Annotated in this window: 2 protein-coding genes; both read left to right on the top strand. The window is 75.2% G+C overall.

All coding sequences use genetic code 11. The features are described 5' to 3' along the window. The first annotated feature begins 39 nt into the window (after window positions 1-39). Window positions 40-16,329 carry a type I polyketide synthase gene (locus tag ABZW32_RS20285; protein WP_356217722.1) on the top strand — a complete coding sequence of 5,430 codons (16,290 nt, stop codon included), beginning with the start codon at window positions 40-42 and terminating at the stop codon, window positions 16,327-16,329. A gap of 116 nt (window positions 16,330-16,445) precedes the next feature. Beyond that, the gene (locus ABZW32_RS20290) at window positions 16,446-26,120 is read left to right on the top strand and encodes a type I polyketide synthase (protein ID WP_356217718.1); all 9,675 of its coding nucleotides are present in this window, start codon (window positions 16,446-16,448) and stop codon (window positions 26,118-26,120) included. The last annotated feature ends 12 nt before the right edge of the window (window positions 26,121-26,132 follow it).

Below are 26,132 nucleotides of genomic sequence, written 5' to 3' on the forward strand. Positions count from 1 at the left end.
GACGACCTTGAACACTTCGACGACGGGGATGGCGTGACAATGGTGAACGAGGAGAAGTACCTCGATTACCTCAAGCGGGCGACGGCCGACCTCCGCGAGGCGCGGCGCCGGCTGCGCGAGGTGGAGGAGCGGGAGCAGGAGCCGATCGCGGTCGTGGCGATGAGCTGCCGCTATCCCGGCGGCATCGACACCCCCGAAGCCCTGTGGGAACTCGTCGAACGCGGCGGCGACGCCGTCACCCCCTACCCCGCCGACCGGGGCTGGCCGGCCGAGGTCCTCTTCGATCCCGACCCGGACAGCGGCATCGAGGAGTACGAGCGGGTCGGCGGATTCCTGCACGACGCGCACCACTTCGACCCGGCGTTCTTCGGGATCTCCCCGCGCGAGGCCCTCGCCATGGACCCGCAGCAGCGGCTCCTGCTGGAGACCTCCTGGGAGGCCTTCGAGCGGGCCGGGATCGACCCCGCCACCCTGCGCGGCAGCCGCACCGGCGTGTTCGCGGGCCTCATGTACCACGACTACGCGGCACGGCTGTTCAGCGTCCCCGAGGAGATCGAGGGCTTCCTCGGCAACGGCAGCTCCGGCAGCATCGCCTCCGGCCGCATCGCCTACACCCTCGGCCTGGAGGGCCCGGCCGTCACCGTCGACACGGCCTGCTCCTCCTCGCTCGTCGCCGTCCACCTGGCCGTCCAGGCCCTGCGCAGCGGCGAGTGCACCCTCGCCCTCGCCGGCGGCGTCACCGTCATGTCGACCCCCGGCACCTTCACCGAGTTCAGCCGCCACCGCGGCCTGGCCGGCGACGGCCGCTGCAAGTCCTTCGCGGCCGCCGCCGACGGCACCGGCTGGGGCGAGGGCGCCGGCATGCTCGTCCTCGAACGGCTCTCCGCCGCCCGCGCGAACGGCCACCCGGTCCTCGCCGTCGTCCGCGGCACCGCCGTCAACCAGGACGGCGCCAGCAGCGGCCTGACCGCCCCCAACGGGCCCTCCCAGCAGCGCGTCATCCGCGAGGCGCTCGCCGGGGCCCGGCTCTCGCCCGCGCACATCGACGTGGTCGAGGCGCACGGCACCGGCACGACGCTCGGCGACCCCATCGAGGCCCAGGCCCTGCTGGCCACCTACGGCCAGGACCGGCCCGAGGACCGGCCGCTGCTGCTCGGCTCCATCAAGTCGAACATCGGCCACACCCAGGCCGCCGCCGGCGTGGCCGGGATCATCAAGATGGTCATGGCGATGCGCCACGGCGTCCTGCCCCCGACCCTGCACGTGGACGAGCCCACCCCGAACGTCGACTGGTCGGAGGGCGCCGTCCGGCTGCTCACCGAGGCCCAGCGGTGGCCGGAGACCGGCGCGCCCCGCCGTGCGGGCGTCTCCTCGTTCGGCATCAGCGGCACCAACGCCCACACCATCATCGAGCAGGCCCCCGACGCGGCGGCGGCCCCGGCCCCCGCCGCGGTTCCGGACGCCGCGTCGGGCAACGCCTCGGACGCCGCCTCGGGCACCGATGAGGCGGCCGCTGCCGTCCCCGTACCGGCCCTGTGGAACCTCTCGGGCAAGTCGCCGGCCGCCCTGCGCGCCCAGGCCGCGAAGCTGTACGCGCACCTGGCAGCCCACCCCGGGCAGCACCCCGGCGACGTCGCCCGCTCCCTCGCGAACGGCCGCACGGCCTTCGAGCACCGCGCGGTCCTCACGGCCGCCGACCGGTCCGGACTGGCCCGCGCCCTGCAGTCCCTCGCCGCCCTGGGACCCGAGGAATCCGCCCCGGGGGTCACCAGGGGCCGCCCGGTCGGCGGGAAGCTCGCCTTCCTGTTCACCGGTCAGGGCAGCCAGCGCCTCGGGATGGGGCGCGAACTGTACGAGGCCTTCCCGGTGTTCGCGCAGGCGCTGGACGCGGTGTGCGAGCGGCTGGAACTCCCGCTGAGGGAGGTGCTGTTCGGTACGGACGCGGAGCTGCTGGACCGTACGGAGTACGCCCAGCCGGCGCTGTTCGCCGTCGAGGTGGCGCTGTTCCGGCTGCTCGCCTCGTGGGGCGTCACGCCCGACTTCGTGTCCGGGCATTCGGTCGGTGAGATCGCTGCCGCGCATGTGGCGGGGGTCCTGTCGCTGGACGACGCGTGCACGCTCGTGTCCGCCCGCGGGCGGCTGATGCAGGCGCTGCCGGCCGGTGGTGTGATGATCGCTCTGGAGGCTTTGGAGGACGAGGTCCTGCCGCTGCTGACGGACCGGGTGAGCATCGCCGCTGTCAACGGTCCGCGTTCGGTCGTGATCGCCGGTGACGAGGACGCTGTCGTCGCTGTCGTGGAAGCTTTCCCCGACCGGAAGTCCAAGCGGCTGACCGTCAGCCACGCGTTCCACTCGCCGCACATGGACGGCATGCTGGCCGACTTCCGCCGGGTCGCGGAGGGGCTCACGTACGCCGCCCCGGCCCTCCCGGTGGTCTCCAACCTGACCGGCGCCCTCGTCACCGACGAGATGGGCTCCGCCGACTTCTGGGTCCGCCACGTCCGCGAAGCCGTCCGCTTCCACGACGGCATCCGGGCCCTCGCCGCCCGCAACGTCGTGCACTTCCTCGAAGTCGGCCCGGACGCCGTCCTCTCGGCCCTCGCCCCGGACTGCCTGCCCGAGGACTCCGGCACGGCCGCCTTCGTGCCCGTCCTGCGCGCCGGCCGTCCCGAGACCGAGACGCTGACCGGAGCCCTCGCCCGGCTGCACGTCAGGGGCGCGGCCGTGGACTGGAACGCGTACTACGCCGGCACCGGCTTCGAGCGCGTCGACCTGCCCACCTACGCCTTCCAGCGCGAGCCCTACTGGCTCGACGCCGGACGCCCCCCGGGCGACGTGTCCGCCGCCGGCCTCGGCACGGCGGGCCACCCCCTGCTCGGCGCCGCCGTAGCCCTCGCCGACCTCGACGGGTTCCTCTACACCGGCCGGCTCTCCCTGGACACCCACCCCTGGCTCGCCGACCACGCCGTGGGCGGATCCGTCGTCCTGCCCGGCAGCGCCTTCGTGGAGCTGGCGATCCGCGCCGGAGACCAGGTCGGCTGCGACCTCCTGGAGGAACTCACCCTCCACGCACCCCTCGTCCTGCCCCCGGACGGCGGGGTCCAGTTCCAGCTGTGGGTGGGCGCCCCCGACGCCGCCGGACACCGCCCCCTCGGCGTGCACTCCCGCCCCGAACCCGACGCCGACGCCGCAGCCGACACGGCCGAACTGCCGTGGACCCGGCACGCGGACGGCGTCCTCGCCACCGGCGCCCCGCAGCCGTCCTTCGCCCCCGCCGCCTGGCCGCCGGCCGACGCCACCCCCCTGCCCGTCGACGACCTGTACTCCCGGCTCGCGGAGGCCGGACTCCACTACGGGCCCGCCTTCCAAGGCGTCCGCGCCGCCTGGACCAGCGGCGACGAGGTCTACGCGGAGATCGAGGCCTCGGACGAACAGCGAGGCGACACCGCCCTGTTCGGCCTGCACCCCGCCCTCCTCGACGCCGCCCTGCACTCCATCGGACTCGGCGGCCTCGTGCCGGACGCCGACGGCGGCCGGCTGCCGTTCTCCTGGACCGGAGTGGCCCTGCACGCCGTGGGCGCCTCGGCCCTGCGCGTACGCCTGGCCAAGGCCGGACCGGACGCCGTGTCGCTGGCGCTCGCCGACGGCACCGGGCAGCCCGTCGCCGAGATCGCCTCGCTCACCCTGCGCGCCGTCTCGGCCGACCGGCCGGCGACCGCCACCGGCGGCCCCCACGACCGCCTGTTCCAGGTGGCGTGGACCCCGCTGGACCTCCCCGCCCCCACCGGCGCGGACGTACGCCCGCTGCTGCTCGACGGACCCGACGCGGCCGACGCGCTCGCCGCCGCCCTCGACGCTGCCCACACCGCCGCCGGGCCCGTCCCGGACACCGTCCTCGTGCGCCTGCCCGCCGCGCCCGAGCCGACCCCCGGCGCCGTCCGCGCGGCCGCGCACGGCACGCTGCGGCTGCTGCGCCGCTGGCTCGCCGACGACCGGCTCGCGGACAGCAGGCTCGTCCTCCTGACCGGGGGCTCGGTCGCCGTCCGCACCGGCGACCGGGTTCCCGACCCCGTCTCCGCCGCCGTCTGGGGCCTGGTGCGCTCGGCCCAGTCCGAGCACCCGGGCCGCTTCGTCCTCCTCGACACCGACGACACCGACGGCACCGACGCCTCCGGCGTACCGGCCGAGCCGACCGCGGCCGTCCTGGCCTCCGTCCTCGCCTCCCCGGAGCCTCAGCTCGCCCTGCGCGAAGGCGCCGCCCACGCCCCCCGCCTGGCCCGCGTCCCCGCCGCCGCGGGCAGCACCCTGGCCGGGGCGCCCGCGTACGGCGCCGAGGACACCGTCCTGATCACCGGAGCCGCCGGCACCCTCGGCCGGCTCGTCGCACGCCACCTCGTCGCCGAGCGCGGCGTACGGAACCTGCTGCTGCTGAGCCGCCGCGGCGACACCGCGCCCGGCGCCGCGGAGCTGACGAGCGAACTCACCGGCCTCGGCGCACGGGTGACCTGGTCGGCGTGCGACGCCGCCGACCGGGAGGCCCTCGCCGCCGCGCTGGCCACCGTCCCCGCCGACCGGCCGCTGCGCGCGGTCGTCCACACCGCAGGCGTCCTGGACGACGGAGTCATCGACTCGCTGACGCCCGAACGCCTCGACACCGTCCTGCGGCCCAAGGCCGACGCGGCCCTCCACCTCCACGAACTCACCCGCGGCCTCGACCTGTCGGCGTTCGTGCTCTTCTCCTCCGCCGCCGGCGTCTTCGGCGCACCCGGGCAGGGCAACTACGCCGCCGCCAACACCTTCCTGGACGCCCTCGCCCAGCACCGCCGCGCCCAGGGCCTCCCGGCCGTCTCCCTGGCCTGGGGCCTGTGGGACGACACCGAGGGCATGGCCGGCGCCCTCGACCGCGCCGACCTGGACCGGATGAAGCGCGGGGGAGTGCAGGGACTGACCGCCTCCGACGGACTGGCCCTCCTCGACCTCGCCGACGCCCTCGCCGCGACCGGCACGGATGCCGCTGCGGACACCGCCACCGCGGGCGGAGCGGGCATTGCCCTCCTCGTGCCGATGCGGCTGGCCCCGCCCGCCCCCGGAACGCTCGTCGCCCCGCTGCTGCGCGGGCTGGTCCGCACCCCCGTACGCCGTACGGCCGCGAGCGCCGGCGCCACCGGGCAGGACCTGTCCGCGCTGGAACGGCGCCTCGTCGGCCTCGACACCGCCGGGCGCGAACGGCTGCTCCTCGACCTGGTGCTCGGCCACGTCGCCGACGTACTGGGCCACGGCAGCCCGGACGCCGTCGAAGCCGGAGCCGCCTTCAGCGAACTGGGCTTCGACTCGCTGACCGCCGTAGAGCTGCGCAACCGGCTCGGCGCGGCCGTCGGCCGCCGGCTGCCCGCCACCCTGGTCTTCGACCACCCCACCTCCACCGCCCTGGCCCGCCACCTGGCCGCCGAACTCGGCGGAGGGGCCGCCGCGTCCCAGGACGCGGCCGCCACGCCCGGCACCGGTGCCGCGGGCGGCGAGGACGATCCGATCGCCATCGTGGCGATGAGCTGCCGTTACCCCGGTGGCGTCACCACCCCCGAGGAGCTGTGGCGGCTGCTGGAGAGCGGCGGCGACGCCATCACCGGCTTCCCCTCCGACCGGGGCTGGGACGTCGAGAACCTCTACCACCCCGACCCCGACCACCCCGGCACCTCGTACACCCGCCACGGCGGCTTCCTGCACGACGCCGCCGCCTTCGACCCGACGTTCTTCGGGATCAGCCCGCGCGAGGCCGTCGGTACCGACCCCCAGCAGCGGCTGCTGCTGGAGACCACCTGGGAGGCCTTCGAGCGGGCCGGGATCGACCCCGCCGGCGTGCGCGGCAGCCGCACCGGCGTGTTCGCGGGCGTCATGTACCACGACTACGCCGCCCTGCTGGAACGGTCCGCCGACGGCGCCGACGGCTCGTTGGGCTCCGGCAGCACGGGCAGCATCGCCTCGGGACGCGTCTCGTACACCTTCGGGCTCGAAGGCCCGGCCGTCACCATCGACACCGCCTGCTCCTCCTCGCTGATCGCCCTCCACATGGCGATCCAGGCCCTGCGCACCGGCGAATGCGACCTGGCCCTGGCCGGCGGTGTCACCGTCATGGCCACCCCGGGCACCTTCGTCGGCTTCAGCCGCCAGCGCGGCCTGTCGGCCGACGGCCGCTGCCGCGCCTTCTCGGCCGACGCCGACGGTACGGGCTGGGGTGAGGGCGTGGGCATGCTGCTCGTGGAGCGGCTGTCGGACGCGCGTCGCAACGGGCATCCGGTGCTGGCGGTGGTGCGGGGTTCGGCCGTCAACCAGGACGGTGCGAGCAACGGCCTGACGGCCCCGAACGGGCCGTCGCAGCAGCGGGTGATCCGCGCGGCGCTGGCCAGTGCGGGCCTGTCGGCCGCCGAGGTGGACGCGGTCGAGGCGCACGGTACCGGTACCACCCTCGGTGACCCGATCGAGGCGCAGGCCCTCCTGGCCACCTACGGCCAGGACCGGCCCGAGGGGCAGCCGCTGCTGCTGGGCTCCGTCAAGTCGAACCTGGGGCACACCCAGGCCGCCGCCGGCGTCGCCGGGATCATCAAGATGGTCATGGCGATGCGCCACGGCGTCCTGCCCAAGACCCTGCACGCGCAGCGACCGTCGCCGCACGTGGACTGGTCGGCAGGCGCCGTCAGCCTGCTCACCGAGTCGGTTCCGTGGCCGGAGACCGGGCGTCCGCGCCGGGCCGGCGTGTCCTCGTTCGGCATCAGCGGCACCAACGCCCACACCATCATCGAGCAGGCCCCGGACGCCGAACAGCCCCCGGCCGCCGACCCCGTCCGGGCCCTCCCGGCACTGCCGCTGCCGCTCTCGGGCCGCACCGAGCAGGCCCTCGCCGACCGGGCCCGCGCCCTGAGCGCCCACCTGGCCGCCCACCCCGACCTCGCGCCCGCCGACCTCGCCTACTCCCTGGCCACCACCCGGGCCGGCTTCGACCACCGCGCCGTGATCGTGGCGAAGGACCTGGCCACGGCCGCCACCGCCCTCGACGCGCTCGCCGCCGGCCGGCCGGCCCGCGGCCTGACCCGCGACACCGTCCGCAAGGGCGGCCGCACCGCCTTCCTGTTCACCGGTCAGGGCAGCCAGCGCCTCGACGCCGGCCGCGAACTGTACGACGCCCAGCCGGTGTTCGCCGCCGCCTTCGACGCGGTCTGCGCCCGACTCGACCTCGAACTGCCGCTCAAGGACGTCCTGTTCGGGACGGACGCGGAGCTGCTCAACCGGACCGAGTACGCCCAGCCGGGGCTGTTCGCCGTCGAGGTCGCGCTCTTCCGGCTCCTCGCGTCCTGGGGCGTCACCCCGGACTTCGTCGCGGGGCACTCCATCGGCGAGATAGCGGCGGCGCACGTCGCCGGCGTCCTCTCCCTCGCCGACGCGTGCGCCCTGGTCTCCGCCCGCGGGCGGCTGATGCAGGCGCTGCCGGCCGGTGGCGTGATGATCGCGGTGCAGGCTTCGGAGGACGAGGTCCTGCCGCTGCTGACCGACCGGGTGAGCATCGCCGCGATCAACGGTCCGCGTTCGGTCGTGATCGCCGGTGACGAGGACGCTGCCGTCGCTGTCGTGGAAGCCTTCCCCGACCGGAAGTCCAAGCGGCTGACCGTCAGCCACGCGTTCCACTCGCCGCACATGGACGGCATGCTGGACGACTTCCGCCGGGTCGCGGAGGGGCTCACGTACGAGAGCCCGCGGATCCCGGTCGTCTCCAACCTGACCGGCGCCCTCGTCACCGACGAGATGGGATCGGCGGAGTTCTGGGTCCGCCACGTCCGTGAAGCGGTCCGCTTCCTGGACGGCATCCGCGCCCTGGAAGCCGCCGGGGTCGCCACGTACCTCGAACTCGGCCCCGACGGCACCCTGTCCGCCCTCGCCCACGAGTGCGTCACCGACCGCGCCGCCGCCGCCTTCGCCCCCACGCTGCGCGCCGACCGGCCCGAGGCGCAGACCCTCGCCACGGCCCTCGCCCGGGCCCACGTACGCGGCGCGGCGATCGACTGGCACGCCCACTTCGCCCCGGCCGGCGCACGCCGCGTCGACCTGCCCACCTACCCCTTCCAGCGCGAGCGCTACTGGCCCGAGCCCGGCACCCCGCTGCCCGCCGACGCCAACGGCCTCGGCCTCGCGGCCGCCGGACACCCCCTGCTCGGCGCGGCGGTGTCCCTCGCGGACGCCGACGGCTGCGTACTGACCGGCCGCCTCTCGCTGCGCACCCACCCCTGGCTCGCGGACCACGCCGTCACGGGCTCCGTCCTGGTGCCCGGCACGGCCTTCGTCGAGCTGGCCCTGCACGCCGGAGAGCGGGTCGCGGCCCCGGCCCTCGAAGAGCTGACGCTCCAGGCGCCGCTGGTCCTCCCCGACTCGGGCGAGGCCGTCCGGGTACAGGTCACGGTGGGGGCGCCCGACGCTTCCGGGCTCCGCCCGGTCGCCGTGTACTCCCGCCCGGCCGACACGGAGGACGGGCCCTGGCTCCGGCACGCAGCCGGACTCCTCGCGGACGAGGTCCGCCCGGCCGGCGCCGACCTCGCCACCTGGCCGCCGACCGGAGCGGTCCCGGCCCCCGTGGAGGAGGCCTACGCGCTGCTCGACGCCTCCGGCCTCGGCTACGGACCCCTGTTCCGTGGCCTGCGCACGGCCTGGCGCCGGGACGGCGAACTCTTCGCCGAACTCGCCCTGCCGACGGGCGCGCAGAGCGACGCCGACGCGTACGGGCTCCACCCCGCCCTGTTCGACTCCGCCCTGCACACCCTCGCCCTCGACCCCGCCCTCGCGGCGGGCCCGGACCTCGGCGACGCCCAGGGAGCCCGGCTGCCCTTCGCGTGGACCGGCGTACGGCTCCACGCGAGCGGGGCCACCGCCGTACGGGTCCGGCTGGCTTCCGCCGGGTCCGGCGCGGTCTCGCTCGAACTGGCCGACCCCGCCGGGCGCCCCGTCGCCTCGGTGGACTCCCTGTCCCTGCGGACCCTCTCGTCCGGGCAGATCGGCGAGGCGGCCCGCGACGGCCGCCCCGACTCCCTCTTCCGGATCGACTGGACGCCGCTGTCCCCGGGGCGGACGGCTCCGGCCGGCGCCGCACCCGCCGTGGTGGGCGGGCCGGTCCCCGGCCTGGAAGGCCCCGCGTACGCGGACCTCACCGAGCTGGCGGCCTCCGGCGCCGAGGTGCCGGAGCTGGTCTTCATCGCCGCCCCGGACCCGGCCGCCGGGGACCGTGCCACCGGGGCCGGGCTGCCGGCCGCGGTGCACACCAGGACGGCCGAGGGGCTCGCCCTCGTCCGGGCCTGGCTCGCCGAGGAGCGGTTCGACTCCTCGCGGCTCGTCTTCGTCAGCCGGGGCGCCGTTCCGGCACAGGACCCCGCCGGGCCCGTCCGCGACCTCGCGGGCGCAGCCCTCGTCGGCCTGCTCCGCTCCGCCGCCACCGAACACCCCGGCCGGTTCGCCCTGGTCGACCTGGACGAGGACGGCGCGCCCCTGCCCGAGCAGGCGCTCGTGGCTGCCCTGGCTTCGGGTGAGTCCGAGGTGGCGGTGCGTGGCGGTTCGGTGCTGGTGCCGAGGCTGGCGCGGGCTGCGGTCGTGGCTGACGCGGCTCCTGCGTGGGATGCCGGGGGCACGGTCCTCGTCACGGGTGCGAGTGGTTCGCTGGGTGGTCTGTTCGCCCGGCACCTGGTGGCCGAGCACGGCGTACGCCACCTGCTGTTGGTGAGCCGTCGTGGTGAGGCGGCCTCGGGTGCCGCCGAGCTGTCGGCGGAGCTGGCTGAGCTGGGTGCCGAGGTGGCGTGGGCGGCGTGTGACGTCGCTGACCGGGAGGCGCTGGCCGGTGTGCTGGCTGGCATTCCGGCCGAGCGTCCGTTGTCGGCGGTGGTGCACACGGCCGGTGTTCTGGACGACGGTGTCGTGGGCTCTCTGACGGCCGAGCGGTTGTCGGCGGTGTTGCGTCCGAAGGTGGACGCGGCGTGGAACCTGCACGAGCTGACCGCTGGTCTCGACCTGTCCGCGTTCGTCCTGTTCTCCTCGGCCGCTGGTGTGTTCGGCGGCGCGGGCCAGGCCAACTACGCGGCTGCCAACACCTTCCTGGACGCCCTCGCCGCCCACCGCCGGGCCCAGGGCCTGGCCGCGACCTCCCTCGCCTGGGGTCTGTGGGCCGAGGTGGGCGGTATGGGTGGTGCGCTGGACGCCGAGGACGTTTCGCGCATGGGTCGTGGTGGGGTCAACGCCCTGTCGCCGGCCGAGGGTCTGGCCCTGTTCGACACCGCCTGCGCCTCCGGCCAGGCGCTGCTGGCGCCCGTCAAGCTGGACCTGGCCGCGCTCCGCGCCCAGGCGGGCGGCGGCATGCTGTCGCCGCTGCTCTCCGGCCTCGTCCGTACGCCGACCCGCCGGGCCGCCGGAGCTGCGGCCGCCGCCGGTGACACGCCGGCCGGCGCCCTCGCAGGCCTGTCGGCCGCCGAGCAGGAGGCCCGCGTACTGGACCTGGTGCGTACGCAGGTCGCCGGGGTGCTCGGCTACGCCGGGCCCGAGGCGGTCGAGGCCGACCGGTCCTTCCGCGAGCTCGGCTTCGACTCGCTGACCGCCGTCGAACTGCGCAACCTGCTCGGCGCCGCCACCGGCCTGCGCCTGCCCGCCACCCTCGTGTTCGACTACCCGACCTCGGCGGTGCTCGCCGAGCACCTGCGGACCGAACTGCTCGGCGCGGCCCCCGCCGCGCCCGCCGCACCGGCCGCCGTCGCCCTGCGGGACGACGAGCCCATCGCGATCGTCGGCCTGGGCTGCCGCTACCCCGGGGACGTGCAGTCACCCGAGGACCTGTGGCGGCTGGTGCTGGAGGGCCGCGACGTGGTGTCCGGGTTCCCCGACGACCGCGGCTGGGACGTCGACGGCCTCTTCGACGCCGACCCGGGCCGGGAAGGCACGAGCTACGCCCGCGAGGGCGGCTTCCTCGCCGACGCCTCCGCCTTCGACCCGGCGTTCTTCGGGATCTCGCCGCGCGAGGCCGTCGCGATGGACCCGCAGCAGCGCCTGCTGCTGGAGACCTCGTGGGAGGCCTTCGAGCGGGCCGGCATCGACCCCCGCTCCCTGCGCGGCAGCCGGACCGGCGTCTTCGCCGGCGTCATGTACCACGAATACGCCTCCCGGCTCGCGGCCCTGCCCGAGGGCGTCGAGGGCTTCCTGGGCACGGGCAACGCGGGCAGCGTCATCTCCGGCCGGCTCTCCTACACGTTCGGCCTGGAGGGCCCGGCGGTCACCATCGACACGGCCTGCTCCTCCTCACTGGTGGCCCTGCACCTCGCGGTGCAGGCACTGCGGCAGGGGGAGTGCTCGCTCGCCCTGGCGGGCGGCGTGACCGTGATGGCGACCCCCGCGGCCTTCGTGGAGTTCAGCCGCCAGCGCGGACTGGCCTCCGACGGCCGCTGCAAGGCCTTCTCCGCCGGTGCCGACGGCACGGGCTGGGCCGAGGGCGCAGGCGTCCTGCTGGTGGAGCGTCTGTCCGACGCCCGCCGCAACGGGCACCCCGTGCTCGCCGTGGTCCGGGGGACGGCGATCAATCAGGACGGCGCCTCCAACGGGCTGACCGCCCCCAACGGCCCGTCCCAGCAGCGTGTCATCCGCCAGGCCCTGGCCAACGCCGGTCTGTCCGCCGCCGAGGTGGACGCCGTCGAGGCGCACGGAACGGGCACGACGCTCGGCGACCCGATCGAAGCGCAGGCGCTGCTGGCCACGTACGGCCAGGACCGGGCGGCGGACCGTCCGCTGCTGCTGGGCTCGATCAAGTCCAACATGGGCCACACGCAGGCCGCCGCCGGTGTCGCCGGCGTGATCAAGATGATCATGGCGATGCGGCACGGCGTCCTGCCCAGGACCCTGCACGTGGACGAGCCCACCCCGCACGTGGACTGGACGGCGGGAGCGGTCTCGCTCCTGGAGTCGGCCACCGCCTGGCCGGAGACGGGCCGGCCGCGCCGCGCCGCGATCTCCTCCTTCGGCTTCAGCGGTACCAACGCCCACGCCGTCATCGAGCAGGCCCCCGAGCCGCCGGCCTCCGGCCCGGCCGAAGCCGCGACGCGGACGCCCGGCAGCCTGCCGTGGCTCCTGTCGGCGAAGGACCCGCAGGCCCTGGCCGACCAGGCCGCCCGGCTGGCGGCGCACGTGACCGACCACCCGGACCTGTCCCCGGCCGACATCGGCCGCTCCCTCGCCACGACCAGGACCGCCCTGGACCGGCGGGCCGCCGTCGTCGCGGACGACCGCGAAGGCTTCCTGGCAGGCCTGGGCGCGCTCGCAGAGGGCGAGTGGGCGCCGGGCGTATGGGAAGGCTCGCCGGTCGGCGGGAAGCTCGCCTTCCTGTTCACGGGTCAGGGCAGTCAGCGTCTCGGGATGGGGCGTGAGCTGTACGAGGCTCAGCCGGTGTTCGCCGCCGCGCTGGACGAGGTGTGCGCGCGGTTTGAACTCCCGCTGAAGGAAGCGCTGTTCGGTTCGGATGCCGCCCTGCTGGACCGGACGGAGTACGCCCAGCCGGCGTTGTTCGCCGTTGAGGTGGCGCTGTTCCGGCTGCTGGAGTCGTGGGGTGTGAAGCCGGACTTCGTGTCCGGGCATTCGGTCGGTGAGATCGCTGCCGCGCATGTGGCGGGGGTCCTGTCGCTGGACGACGCGTGCACGCTCGTGTCCGCCCGCGGGCGGCTGATGCAGGCCCTGCCCGCCGGTGGTGTGATGATCGCTCTGGAGGCTTTGGAGGACGAGGTCCTGCCGCTGCTGACGGACCGGGTGAGCATCGCCGCGATCAACGGTCCGCGTTCGGTCGTGATCGCCGGTGACGAGGACGCAGCCGTCGCTGTCGTGGAAGCCTTCCCGGACCGGAAGTCCAAGCGGCTGACGGTGAGCCACGCGTTCCACTCGCCGCACATGGACGGCATGCTGGACGACTTCCGCCAGGTCGTGCAGGGCATCACCTTCGCCGCCCCGCGCATTCCGGTGGTCTCGAACCTGACCGGTGCCCTGGTCTCCGACGAGATGGGCTCGGCCGAGTTCTGGGTCCGCCACGTCCGCGAGGCGGTCCGCTTCCTCGACGGCATCCGCGCCCTGGAGGCCGCCGGGGTCACCACGTACCTCGAACTCGGCCCCGACGGAGTCCTCTCCGCCCTCGCGCAAGAGGCCCTCGCCCAGGAAGGGGCGGCCGGCCTCCCCGTCCTGCGCGCGGACCGTCCCGAAGAGGCCGCCCTCGCCTCCGCCCTGGCCCAGGCGCACCTGCGCGGCGTCAGCGTCGACTGGAGCGCGTACTTCACCGGCACCGGCGCCCGCCGCGTCGACCTGCCGACCTACGCCTTCCAGCGGCAGCGGTACTGGCTGGAGGCCCCCGTACACGCCCTCGCGGGCGACGTCGCCTCCGCCGGACTCGGCGCGACCGCCCACCCCCTCCTCGGGGCCGCGGTCGACCTGCCCGACTCGGACGGGTTCCTCTTCACCGGGCGGCTCTCGCTGCGCACCCACCCCTGGCTGGCCGACCACCGCGTCGCCGGAGCCGTCCTGGTGCCGGGCGCCGCGCTGGTGGAACTGGCCGTCCGGGCCGGCGACCACGCGGGCTGCGGCCGCCTGGACGACCTCACGCTCGAAGCGCCCCTGGTGCTCCCCGAGTCGGGCGGGACTCAGCTGCGGCTCGCCGTGGCCGAGCCGGACCCGACCGGCCGCCGGCCCTTCCAGGTGTACTCGCGCCCCGAGGACAGCGCCCCCGACGGGCCGTGGACCCGGCACGCCGACGGCGTCCTGGCCCCCGGGTCCCAGGACGCCGACGCGGAGACCCTTGAGCAGTGGCCCCCGGCCGGCTCCGTCGAGTGTGCCGTGGACGAGCTCTACCCCGGCTTCGACTCCATCGGTCTCGGCTACGGCCCCGCCTTCCGCAACCTGCGCCGGGCCTACCGGCTCGCGGACGAGGTGTACGCCGAAGTGGCCCTCGCCGAGGACCGCCTCGCGGAGGCGGCCCCCTACGGGCTGCACCCGGCGCTGCTCGACGCCGCCCTGCACGCCGTCGGACTCGGGGAGTTCTTCCCCGACGGCCCGGCGGGCGCACGACTGCCCTTCTCGTGGGACGGCGTACGACTGCACGCCGCCGGGGCCGCCGCCCTGCGCGTACGGATGGCACCGGCCGGCCGGGACGCGGTGGCACTGACCCTGTGGGACGGCACCGGACAGCCCGTCCTGACCGTCGACTCGCTCGTCCTGCGCCCCCTGGCCGCCGACGGCTTCACCGCCGCCGGCGGGCCCGGCGCGGGCCCCGTGCGCGACGCGCTCTTCCGGATCGACTGGACCGCCCTGGCACTGCCCGACACCCCGGTGCGCTCCGGCGGGCCGTGGGCACTGCTGGGCGCCGATCCGCTGAAGGCGGGCGCCGGGCTGGAACGGGCCGGGCTGCTGGAGGACCCGGCCGGGGTGACCCACCCCGAACTGGACGCCCTCGGCGAAGCCTTCGACCTGGCCGGGGCCCTGGGGGAGCCGGTGCCGGAGACGGTCCTCGTCTCCCTGGCCCCCGACCTCGCCGCCCCGCCCGCGGCGGCCGCCGCGCACACCGCGACCGGGCACGCGCTGGCCCTCGTACAGGGCTGGCTGGCGGACGAGCGGTTCGCCGGATCCCGGCTCGCGGTCGTCACCCGGGGCGCCGTCTCCACGGACTCCGGCGAGGACGTGACCGACCTCGCGCACGCGGCGGTGTGGGGCCTGGTGCGCTCGGCCCAGGCCGAGCACCCCGACCGGTTCGTCCTGGTCGACCTCGACGGCCAGGACGCCTCCCACGAGGCCCTGCCGGCCGCCCTCGCCACCGACGAGACCCAACTCGCCCTGCGCGAAGGGGCCGTACGCGTACCCCGGCTGGCCCGCGCCGCCCCCACCGCCCCGGCGGACGGCCCGCCCGCCCTGCCGGACCCCGAGGGCACGGTCCTGATCACCGGGGCCACCGGCACCCTCGGCGGCCTGCTCGCCCGGCACCTCGTCGCCGAGCACGGGGTGCGGCACCTGCTGCTCACCAGTCGGCGCGGCGCCGAGGCGGCCGGAGCCGGCGAACTCGCCGACGCGCTCACCGGTGCGGGGGCCCAGGTCACCTGGGCGGCCTGCGACGCGGCCGACCGGGACGCCCTGGCCGCACTGCTGGACTCCGTACCGCACGAGCACCCGCTGACGGCCGTCGTGCACACCGCCGGTGTGCTCGACGACGGCACCGTCACCTCGCTCACCCCCGAGCGGATCGCGACGGTGCTGCGGCCCAAGGCCACCGCGGCCTGGAACCTGCACGAACTGACCCGGCACCTCGACCTGGCCGCGTTCGTCCTGTTCTCCTCGGCGGCCGGCGTGTTCGGCAATGCAGGACAGGCCAACTACGCGGCCGGCAACACCTTCCTCGACGCCCTCGCCCAGCACCGCCGGGCCCACGGCCTGGCGGGCCTCTCGCTCGCCTGGGGCCTGTGGGACGACGAGGCCGGCATGGGTTCGACCCTGGACGACCAGGACCGGCAGCGCCTGAGCCGCGGCAGCATGAACGCCCTGTCGCCCGCCGACGGACTGGCCCTCTTCGACGCCGCGCTGCGGACGCCGACGGCCCGGCCCGAAACCGGCGACCCGGCGGGCACCGGCCTGCTCGTGCCCGCCCGGATCGACCTGGCGGCGCTCCAGGCCCAGGCCGGCGACCACGTCGCACCGCTGCTGCGCGGCCTGCTCCGCGCCCCCGTACGCCGCAGGGCGAACGGCGGGGCGGCCGCGGACGCCCCCGGCTCGACGGCCGAGCGGCTGGCCCAACTGCCGCCCGCCGAACGGGACCGGGTCCTGCTCGATACGGTCTGCACGCACGTCGCCCAGGTCCTGGGCCACAGCGGCGCGGCCGCCATCGCGCCGGGCAGCGCGTTCAAGGAGCTGGGCTTCGACTCGCTGACGGCGGTCGAGCTGCGCAACCGGCTCGGCGCCGCCACCGGCCTGCGCCTTCCGGCCACGCTCATCTTCGACCACCCGACCCCCGAGCAGCTCGCCGGATACCTGCGCTCCGCCCTCTCCCTCGACGCGGACGGACCCACCGTCTTCGGCGAACTCGACCGGCTGGAAGCCGCGTTGGGTGCGGCGGAGGCGGCGGACGCGGACAGCGTCACCCGCTCGCGGATCACGATGCGCCTCCAGGCCCTCATGGCCAAGTGGGGCGCGGGCCAGGACACCGGCCGCACCGCGGCCGACGAGGACGGCGACGACGACCTCGACACGGCCACCGACGACGAGCTGTTCGACCTGCTCGACGACGAACTCGGCGCCTCCTGAGCGACGCGCCGTGAGACCGCCGGGGCGGGGCGGGGGGCTTCCCCCGCCCCGCCCCGGCGCCACCGACCACCACGGACAGACCCGTACGACCGCCTTCTGGCATGGAGCCCACGCACATGGTGAACGAGGACAAGCTTCGCGACTACCTCAAGCGGGCGACCGCCGATCTGCGCCAGGCCCGCAGGCGGTTGCGCGAGGTCGAGGAACAGAACCAGGAGCCCATCGCGATCGTCGCGATGAGCTGCCGCTATCCGGGCGGTGTCCGCACCCCCGACGACCTGTGGCGGCTCGTCGCCGACGGCCGTGACGCCGTCTCGGGCTTCCCGGCGGACCGCGGCTGGGACGTGGAGACGCTCTACGACGCCGACCCCGACAGCGCCGGATCCAGCTACGTCAGCGAGGGCGGCTTCCTCTACGACGCCGCCCGCTTCGACCCCGCGCCCTTCGGGATCTCCCCGCGCGAGGCGATGGCGATGGACCCGCAGCAGCGGCTGCTGCTGGAGACCTCGTGGGAGGCGTTCGAGCGGGCCGGCATCGACCCGACGTCCCAGCGCGGCAGCCGGACGGCCGTCTTCGCCGGCGTGATGTACCACGACTACACCGCCCGCCTGGACTCCGTACCCGAGGGCGTCGAGGGCTTCCTCGGCACGGGCAGCTCCGGGAGCATCGCCTCGGGCCGCGTGGCCTACACCTTCGGGCTGGAGGGCCCGGCGGTCACCGTCGACACCGCCTGCTCGTCCTCCCTGGTCACCCTGCACCTCGCCGTGCAGGCCCTGCGGGCGGGCGAGTGCACCATGGCCCTGGCCGGAGGTGTCACCGTCATGGCGACCCCGGCCACCTTCACCGAGTTCAGCCGCCAGCGCGGCCTGGCCTCCGACGGCCGCTGCAAGCCCTTCGCGGCCGCGGCCGACGGCACCGGCTGGGGCGAGGGCGTCGGCATGCTCCTCGTGGAGCGCCTGTCCGACGCCCAGCGCAACGGGCACCCCGTCCTGGCCGTGATCCGCGGCAGCGCCATCAACCAGGACGGCGCCTCCAACGGCCTCACCGCCCCCAACGGCCCCTCGCAGCAGCGCGTGATCCACCAGGCCCTCACCAACGCCCGGCTGGCGGCCGCCGACGTGGACGTGGTCGAGGCGCACGGCACCGGCACCACCCTGGGCGACCCGATCGAGGCCCAGGCCGTCCTGGCCACCTACGGCCAGGACCGGCCGGCCGACCGGCCGCTGCTGCTCGGCTCGATCAAGTCGAACATCGGTCACACGCAGGCCGCCGCGGGCGTCGCGAGCATCATCAAGATGGTCGAGGCGATGCGCCACGGCGTCGTACCGAAGACGCTCCACCTGGACGAGCCCACCCCGCACGTCGACTGGGAGGCGGGCGCCGTCTCCCTCATCGGCGAGACCCGCGACTGGCCGGAGACGGACCGTCCGCGTCGTGCGGGTGTGTCGTCGTTCGGGTTCAGCGGGACGAACGCGCATGTGATCGTGGAGCAGGCGCCGGAGCCGGTGGAGGCCTCGGAGGCTTCGGAGGCTTCGGGGGCTTCGGGGGTTGGGGCGCGGTCGGGTATGCCGGTGGTGCCGTGGGTGCTGTCGGGCAAGAGTGCGGCGGCGTTGCGTGCGCAGGCGGAGCGGTTGGCGGGTCTGCCGGGTCTGGCGGATGTGGATCCGGTGGATGTGGGCTGGTCGTTGGCTTCGTCGCGTGCGGGTCTGGAGCATCGGGCGGTGGTGCTCGGGGATCATGCGGCGGGTGTGCGGGCGGTGGCTTCGGGTGCGCTGGCTGCCGGTGTGGTGTCGGGTTCGGTGAGCTCCGGGAAGACGGTGTTCGTGTTCCCGGGTCAGGGTTCGCAGTGGTTGGGGATGGCGGCGGGGCTGCTGGAGTCCTCGCCGGTGTTCGCGGCGCGGATCGGGGAGTGTGCGAAGGCGCTGGAGCCCTTCACCGACTGGTCGTTGGTGGATGTGCTCCGGGCCGCCGACGGCGCGCCCTCCCTCGACCGGGTGGATGTGGTGCAGCCGGCGTTGTTCGCGGTGATGGTGTCGCTGGCCGAGGTGTGGGGTGCGGCGGGTGTGCGTCCGGGTGCGGTGATCGGGCATTCGCAGGGTGAGATCGCTGCGGCGTGTGTGGCGGGGATCTTGTCGCTGGAGGACGCGGCGCGTGTGGTGGCGCTGCGGTCGCAGGCGATCGGCCGGGTGCTGGCGGGACTGGGCGGCATGGTGTCCGTGCCGCTGGCCGGTGCCGAGGTGCGCGAGCGCATCGCGCCGTGGGGTGAGGAGCGGATCTCCGTCGCCGCGGTGAACGGGCCGTCGTCGGTGGTGGTCTCGGGCGAGGTCGAGGCGCTGGAGGAGTTCCTGGCCGCGTGCGAGGCGGACGGGGTCCGTGCGCGGCGGATCGCGGTGGACTACGCCTCGCACTCCGCGCAGGTGGAGTTGCTGCGGGAGGAGCTGGACACGCTGCTTGCGCCGATCGAGCCGCGGGATGCGGCGGTTCCGTTCCTGTCCACGGTGACGGGGGAGTGGATCAAGGGGCCCGAGCTGGACGGCGGGTACTGGTTCCGGAATCTGCGTCAGACGGTGGAGCTGGAGGGGGCCACGCGGACGCTGCTTGATCAGGGGTTCGGTGTGTTCATCGAGTCCAGCCCGCATCCGGTGCTGTCGGTCGGGCTGCAGGAGACGGCCGAGGATTCCGGCCGGGAGGCCGCAGTCCTGGGGTCCCTGCGGCGTGACGAGGGCGGTCTGGAGCGGTTCTGGCTCTCCCTGGGTGAGGCCTACGTACGCGGTGTGGCCGTGGACTGGGACGCCGTGTTCGCCGGAACGGGCGCACAGCGCGTCGACCTGCCCACCTACGCCTTCCAGCAGGATCACTTCTGGCTGGAGAGCGGCACCGTCGAGGACGCCGACACCGCCGCACACCCCGTCGACGCGGTCGACGCCCGCTTCTGGGAGGCCGTCGAGCGCCACGACGTCGCCGCCCTCACGGCGGAGCTGGACATCGACGCGGACGAGTCGCTCGCCGCCCTCCTGCCCGCGCTGTCCTCCTGGCGGCGCCAGAGCCAGGAGCGCTCCACGGTCGACGGCTGGCGCTACCGGATCACCTGGAAGCCCGCTCCCGAGCCCGCCGCCACCCGCCTCGACGGAACCTGGCTGGTCGCGGTCCCGCAGGCGCCGGCCGACGCGGAGCAGGCCGCCGCCGTCCTGCACGCCCTCGCCGAACACGGCGCCGACGTCCGGCAGATCGCCGTCCCCGGCACCCACGACGCCCGGGCCGAGCTGGCCGGGCTGATCCGGGAGGCGCTCGCCGACGGTCCCGCCGTGGCGGGCGTGCTCTCGCTGCTGACCCCCGTCGGCAGCGACGCGGAGCCGATCGGCGAGGCCGCGCCCGCCGGAGTGATCGCCACCCTGTCCCTCGTCCAGGCCCTCGGTGACGCCGAGGTGACCGCCCCGCTGTGGTGCGTCACCCGGGCAGCCGTCTCCGTGGGCCGCTCCGACCGGCGGACCGACCCCGCACAGGCCCCGGTCTGGGGCCTCGGTCGGGTGACGGCCCTGGAACACGGCGAGCGGTGGGGCGGTCTGGTCGACCTGCCCGCCGAGGTCGATGGTCGTGTCCTGGAGCGGCTGGTGGGGGTGCTGGCCGGTGATGCGGCCGAGGACCAGGTCGCGGTGCGGTCCTCGGGGTTGTTCGTGCGTCGTCTGGTGCGGGCGCGGCTGGCCGAGGCTCCGGTGGTGCGGGAGTGGCGTCCGGCCGGGACCACGCTGGTGACCGGTGGTACGGGCGCCCTCGGTGCGCACGTGGCGCGCTGGCTCGCGGCGAACGGTGCCGAGCACCTGGTGCTGACCAGCCGGCGCGGGGAGGAGGCGCCGGGCGCGGCCGAGCTGCGCGAGGAGCTGACCGCGCTCGGGGCCCGGGTCACCCTGGCCGCCTGTGACGTCAGTGACCGCGAGGCGCTCGCCGAGCTGATCGCCGCCGTCCCGGCCGACCGGCCCCTGACCGCAGTCGTCCACACCGCCGCCGTCCTCGACGACGGCGTCATCGAGACGCTCACCCCCGACCAGATCGAGCGGGTCCTGCGGGTCAAGGTCGATGCGACCCTGCACCTGCACGAGCTGACCCGCGAGCTGGACCTGTCGGCGTTCGTCCTCTTCTCCTCCTTCGCCGCCACCTTCGGCGCCCCCGGCCAGGGCAACTACGCGCCGGGCAACGCCTTCCTCGACGCGTTCGCCGAGTACCGGCGCGCCGAGGGCCTGCCCGCCACCTCCCTCGCCTGGGGACCCTGGGGCGACGGGGGCATGGCCGAAGGCGCCGTGGGGGACCGGATGCGCCGCCACGGCGTCATCGAGATGGACCCCGAACGCGCCGTCAGCGCCCTGCGGCACGCCCTCGACCGCGACGAGACCACCCTGACCGTCGCGGACATGGACTGGAAGCGCTTCGTCCTCGCCTTCACCGCCGGTCGCGCCCGCCCCCTGCTGCACGACCTGCCCGAGGCGCGCCAGGCCCTGGAGAGCGGCCGAGGCGACACCGCCGAGGACACCGGCAACGCGGCCGTCCTCGTCCGGCAGCTCGCCGGTCAGCCCGAGGCCGAACAGGAACGGCTGCTGCTGGACCTGGTCCGCACCGCCGTCGCCGCCGTCCTCGGCTACGCCGGCCCCGACGCGGTGGAGGCCGGCCGGGCCTTCAAGGAGCTCGGCTTCGACTCCCTCACCTCCGTCGAGCTGCGCAACCGGCTCAACGCCGCCGCCGGCCTCAAGCTGCCGCCCACCCTCGTCTTCGACTACCCGACCCCCACCGTGCTCGCCCGCCACCTGCGGACCGAACTCGCCGGTCAGGGCGCGGCGGGCGGCACCACGCCCGCGCCGACCGCCGCCGGCGCGGCCCCCGGGGGCGACGCCGAGCCGATCGCCCTCGTCGCGATGAGCTGCCGCTTCCCCGGCGGGGTGCGCAGCCCCGAGGAGCTCTGGCAACTGCTGGTCGGCGGCGGCGACGCGCTCTCCCAGTTCCCCGCCGACCGCGGCTGGGACGTCGAGGCGCTCTACAACCCCGACCCCGACGCCCAGGGCACCTCCTACACCCGCGAGGGCGGCTTCCTCGCCGACGCGGCCTCCTTCGACCCGGCGTTCTTCGGCATATCCCCGCGCGAGGCCCTCGCCATGGACCCGCAGCAGCGGCTCCTGCTGGAGACCTCCTGGGAGACGTTCGAGCGGGCCGGGATCGATCCGGAGACCCTGCGCGGCAGCCAGTCCGGCGTGTTCGTCGGCACCAACGGCTCCGACTACTCCCACCTCGTCAGGGGCGCCGCCACCGAGGGCCTCGAAGGGCACCTGGCCACCGGCAGCGCGGGCAGCGTCGTCTCGGGCCGGCTCTCCTACACCTTCGGCCTGGAGGGCCCGGCGGTCACCGTCGACACCGCCTGCTCGGCCTCCCTCGTCGCCCTCCACCTCGCGGTGCAGGCGCTGCGGTCGGGGGAGTGCTCCCTGGCCCTGGCCGGCGGGGTGACGGTCATGTCCACGCCCGGCACCTTCATCGAGTTCAGCCGCCAGCGCGGCCTGTCCACCGACGGCCGCTGCAAGGCCTTCTCCTCCGACGCCGACGGCTTCAGCCCGGCCGAGGGCGTCGGCATGCTGCTCGTCGAGCGCCTGTCGGACGCACGGCGCAACGGCCACCCCGTCCTCGCCGTCATCCGCGGTACGGCCATCAACCAGGACGGCGCCTCCAACGGCCTGACCGCCCCCAACGGCCCGTCCCAGCAGCGCGTCATCCGTCAGGCCCTCGCCAACGCCCGGCTGACCCCCGCCGAGGTCGACGTCGTGGAGGCCCACGGCACGGGTACGACGCTCGGCGACCCGATCGAGGCGCAGGCCCTCCTGGCCACCTACGGCCAGGACCGGCCCGAGGGCCGCCCGCTGCTGCTCGGCTCGATCAAATCCAACATCGGCCACGCGCAGGCCGCCGCCGGCGTCGCCGGCGTGATGAAGGTCGTCCTGTCCATGCGGCACGGCGTACTGCCGCAGAGCATCCACATCGCCGAGCCGACCCCGCACGTCGACTGGAGCGCGGGCGAGGTCGACCTGCTGACCGAGCAGCGGGCCTGGCCCGAGACCGGTGACCGGCCCTGGCGCGCGGGTGTTTCCTCGTTCGGGTTCAGCGGTACGAACGCCCATGTCATCATCGAGCGGGCCCCGGCCGAGCAGGGGTTCGACGACCCCGGCGCGCAGGGGGCACCCGTACCGCCGGCACCCCACCCCCTACTCGCCGCCCCGACCCCGCAGGAGAACGGCTCCGAGCACCGGGCCCCGCTGCCCTGGCCGCTCACGGCCAAGACCGAGAAGGCGCTCCACGCCCAGGCGGACCGCCTGCTGAACCACCTCGCCACCCGTCCTGACCTGCGAAGCAGCGATATCGGCCACTCGCTGGCCACCACCCGCACGGCCCATGACCGGCGCGCCGTGGTGATCGGCGGGAACCGGGAGGAACACCTCGCGGGGCTCGCCACCCTGGCCGCCGGAGGCACCGCACCCCTGTTCGTCCAGGGGGCGGTCATCGGGGGGAAGACCGCGTTCGTGTTCCCCGGACAGGGGTCGCAATGGGTGGGAATGGCGGAAGCGCTGTTGGACGCTTCACCCGTGTTTGCAACCCGGGTGGAAGAGTGTGCGAAGGCGCTGGAGCCCTTCACCGACTGGTCGTTGGTGGATGTGCTCCGGGCCGTCGAAGGCGCGCCCTCTCTCGACCGGGTGGATGTGGTGCAGCCGGCGTTGTTCGCGGTGATGGTGTCGCTGGCCGAGGTGTGGAGCGCGGCGGGTGTGCGTCCGGGTGCGGTGATCGGGCATTCGCAGGGTGAGATCGCCGCGGCGTGTGTGGCGGGGATCTTGTCGCTGGAGGACGCGGCCCGCGTGGTGGCGCTGCGGTCGCAGGCGATCGGCCGGGTGCTGGCGGGGCTGGGCGGCATGGTGTCGGTGCCGCTGGCCGCTGGCGAGGTGCGTGAGCGGATCGCCCCGTGGGGTGAGGAGCGGATCTCCGTCGCCGCGGTGAACGGGCCGTCGTCGGTGGTGGTCTCGGGTGAGGTCGAGGCGCTGGAGGAGTTCCTGGCGGCGTGTGAGGCGGACGGGGTCCGTGCGCGGCGGATCGCGGTGGACTACGCCTCGCACTCCGCGCAGGTGGAGTTGCTGCGGGAGGAGCTCGACACGCTGCTCGCGCCGATTACACCGCGGGAGGCGCGGGTTCCGTTCCTGTCGACCGTTACCGGTGAGTGGGTCGAGGGCCCCGAGCTGGACGGCGGGTACTGGTTCCGGAATCTGCGTCAGACGGTGGAGCTGGAGGGGGCCACGCGGACGCTGCTCGATCAGGGGTTCGGTGTGTTCATCGAGTCCAGCCCGCACCCGGTGCTGACGGTGGGCCTGCAGGAGACCGTCGAGGACGCGGGCCGCGAGGCCGCCGTACTCGGTTCCCTGCGCCGTAATGAGGGCGGTCTGGAGCGGTTCTGGCTCTCCCTGGGCGAGGCGTACGTACGTGGTGTGGCGGTGGACTGGGACGCCGTGTTCGCCGGAACGGGCGCACAGCGCGTCGACCTGCCCACCTACGCCTTCCAGTCGCAGCGGTTCTGGCCCGAGGCCGTGCCCGTCGACGCCGAGGCGCCGTCGGCCGAGAACGCGCTCGACGCCCGCTTCTGGGACGCCGTCGAGCGCGAGGACCTCGCCGCCCTCACCGCCGAACTGCACATCGAGGACGGTCAGCCGCTGACCGCCCTGCTCCCCGCCCTGTCCTCCTGGCGGCGCGAGAGCCGCGAGCAGTCCACCGCCGACGGCTGGCGCTACCGCGTCACCTGGAAGGCGCTGGCCGAAGCCGCTCCCACGCGGCTCTCGGGGACCTGGCTCGTCGCCGTACCCGAAGCCCTGACCGGGCCGGCCGGTGAAACGGCCGCCGCCGTGCTGCGCACGCTCGCCGAACGCGGCGCGGAGGTCCGTAGCGTCACCGTTGCCGCCGACGCAGGCCACCGCGACGCGCTCACCGCCGCCATCGAGGCCGCCATCGGAGGGGACACCGCCCCCGCCGGCGTCCTCTCCCTCCTCGCCCTCGCCGACAGCGACGGCGCCGCGCTGCGCGAGCACACCGGACTGCTCCACACCGCCGCCCTCGTCCAGGCCCTCGGCGACGCGCACGTGTCCGCACCGCTGTGGTGCCTCACCCGCGGCGCCGTGTCGGTGGCCCGCTCCGAGCGGCTCCAGGACCCGGCACAGGCACTCCTGTGGGGCTTCGGCCGCACCGCCGCCCTGGAGTTCCCCGACCGCTGGGGCGGTCTGCTCGACCTGCCCGCGCAGGCCGACGAGCGGACCCTCGAACGGCTCGTCGGGGTGCTGGCCGGTGACGGGTCCGAGGACCAGGTGGCGCTGCGCCCCTCCGGCCTCTTCGGCCGGCGGCTGGTCCACGCCTCCCTCGCCGACGCGCCCCTCGCGCCCGCCTGGAAGCCGCGCGGCACCACGCTCGTCACCGGCGGTACGGGCGCCCTCGGCGCCCACGTCGCCCGCTGGCTCGCCGAGAACGGCGCCGAGCACCTGATCCTGACCAGCCGGCGCGGGGACGGCGCGCCCGGCGCCGCCGCACTCCGCCAGGAACTGGCCGCGCTCGGCGCCCGGGTCACGATCTCCGCCTGCGACATGGCCGACCGGGACGCCGTCGCCGCACTGCTGGCCTCCGTGCCCGCGGAGCAGCCGCTGACCGCCGTCGTGCACACCGCCGGCGTCCTCGACGACGGGGTGATCGACGGCCTGACGCCGGAGCGGTTCGCGACCGTACTCGCCCCCAAGGCGGACGCGGCGCTCACCCTCCACGAGCTGACCCGCGACCTGGACCTGTCGGCGTTCGTCCTGTTCTCCGGAGTCGCCGGCACCCTCGGTGACGCCGGGCAGGGCAACTACGCCGCCGCCAACTCCTACCTGGACGCGCTCGCCGAGCAGCGGTACGCCGACGGCCTGCCCGCCACCTCCGTGGCCTGGGGCCGCTGGGGCGACAGCGGACTGGCCGCGGGCGGCGCCATCGGCGAACGCCTCGACCGCGGCGGGGTGCCGGCCATGGCGCCGCGCTCCGCGATCCGGGCGCTCCAGCAGGCCCTGGACCACGCCGATCCGGCCGTGGCCGTCGCCGACATCCAGTGGGAGCGGTTCACGCCCGGCTACACCGCGGTGCGGCCCAGCCCGTTCCTCGGCGACCTGCCCGAGGTCCGCCGGCTCGCGCAGGCGGCCCCGGCCGCCGGCGACGGGGACGCGGGCGCGCCCGGGGCTCCGGGCGAGGCGCTGCGCCGACGGCTGACGGTGATGCCGCAGGCCGAACAGGCCCTGGCCGTACTGGAACTGGTGCGCACCCACGCGGCGACCGCGCTGGGCCACGCCGGTACCGACGAGGTGGGCGCGGGCCGCGCGTTCAAGGAGCTCGGCTTCGACTCCCTGATCGCCCTGGAACTGCGCAACCGCCTGAACGCCGCCACCGGGCTGAAGCTCCCGGCCACGCTGGTCTTCGACCACCCGACCCCGGCCGTCCTCGCCGACTTCCTGCGGGCCGAGATCGTCCAGGACGGAAGCGCCGCGGCCGCGCCCGGCATCGCGGAACTGGAGAAGCTCGAATCCGCGCTCTCCGTCCTCGACCCGGACGGCGGAACGCGCGCCGACATCGCCTCGCGCCTCCAGGCCCTCCTGGCGAAGTGGGGTGAACCCCAAGCCCATTCGAGCGGCGAGGCCGTGGCCGACAAGCTCCAGGAAGCCACGCCCGACGAGCTCTTCGACTTCATCGAGAACGAGCTCGGTATCTAGCACAGCGGACAG

The sequence above is a fragment of the Streptomyces sp. NPDC004667 genome (genome assembly GCF_040609475.1).
In the GTDB taxonomy this organism is placed as follows: domain Bacteria; phylum Actinomycetota; class Actinomycetes; order Streptomycetales; family Streptomycetaceae; genus Streptomyces.

Bases quoted from the DNA above. Each gene is read 5' to 3' on its own strand.
- ABZW32_RS20285 (WP_356217722.1), top strand. From the start codon at position 40: ATGGTGAACGAGGAGAAGTACCTCGATTACCTCAAGCGGGCGACGGCC.
- ABZW32_RS20290 (WP_356217718.1), top strand. From the start codon at position 16,446: ATGGTGAACGAGGACAAGCTTCGCGACTACCTCAAGCGGGCGACCGCC.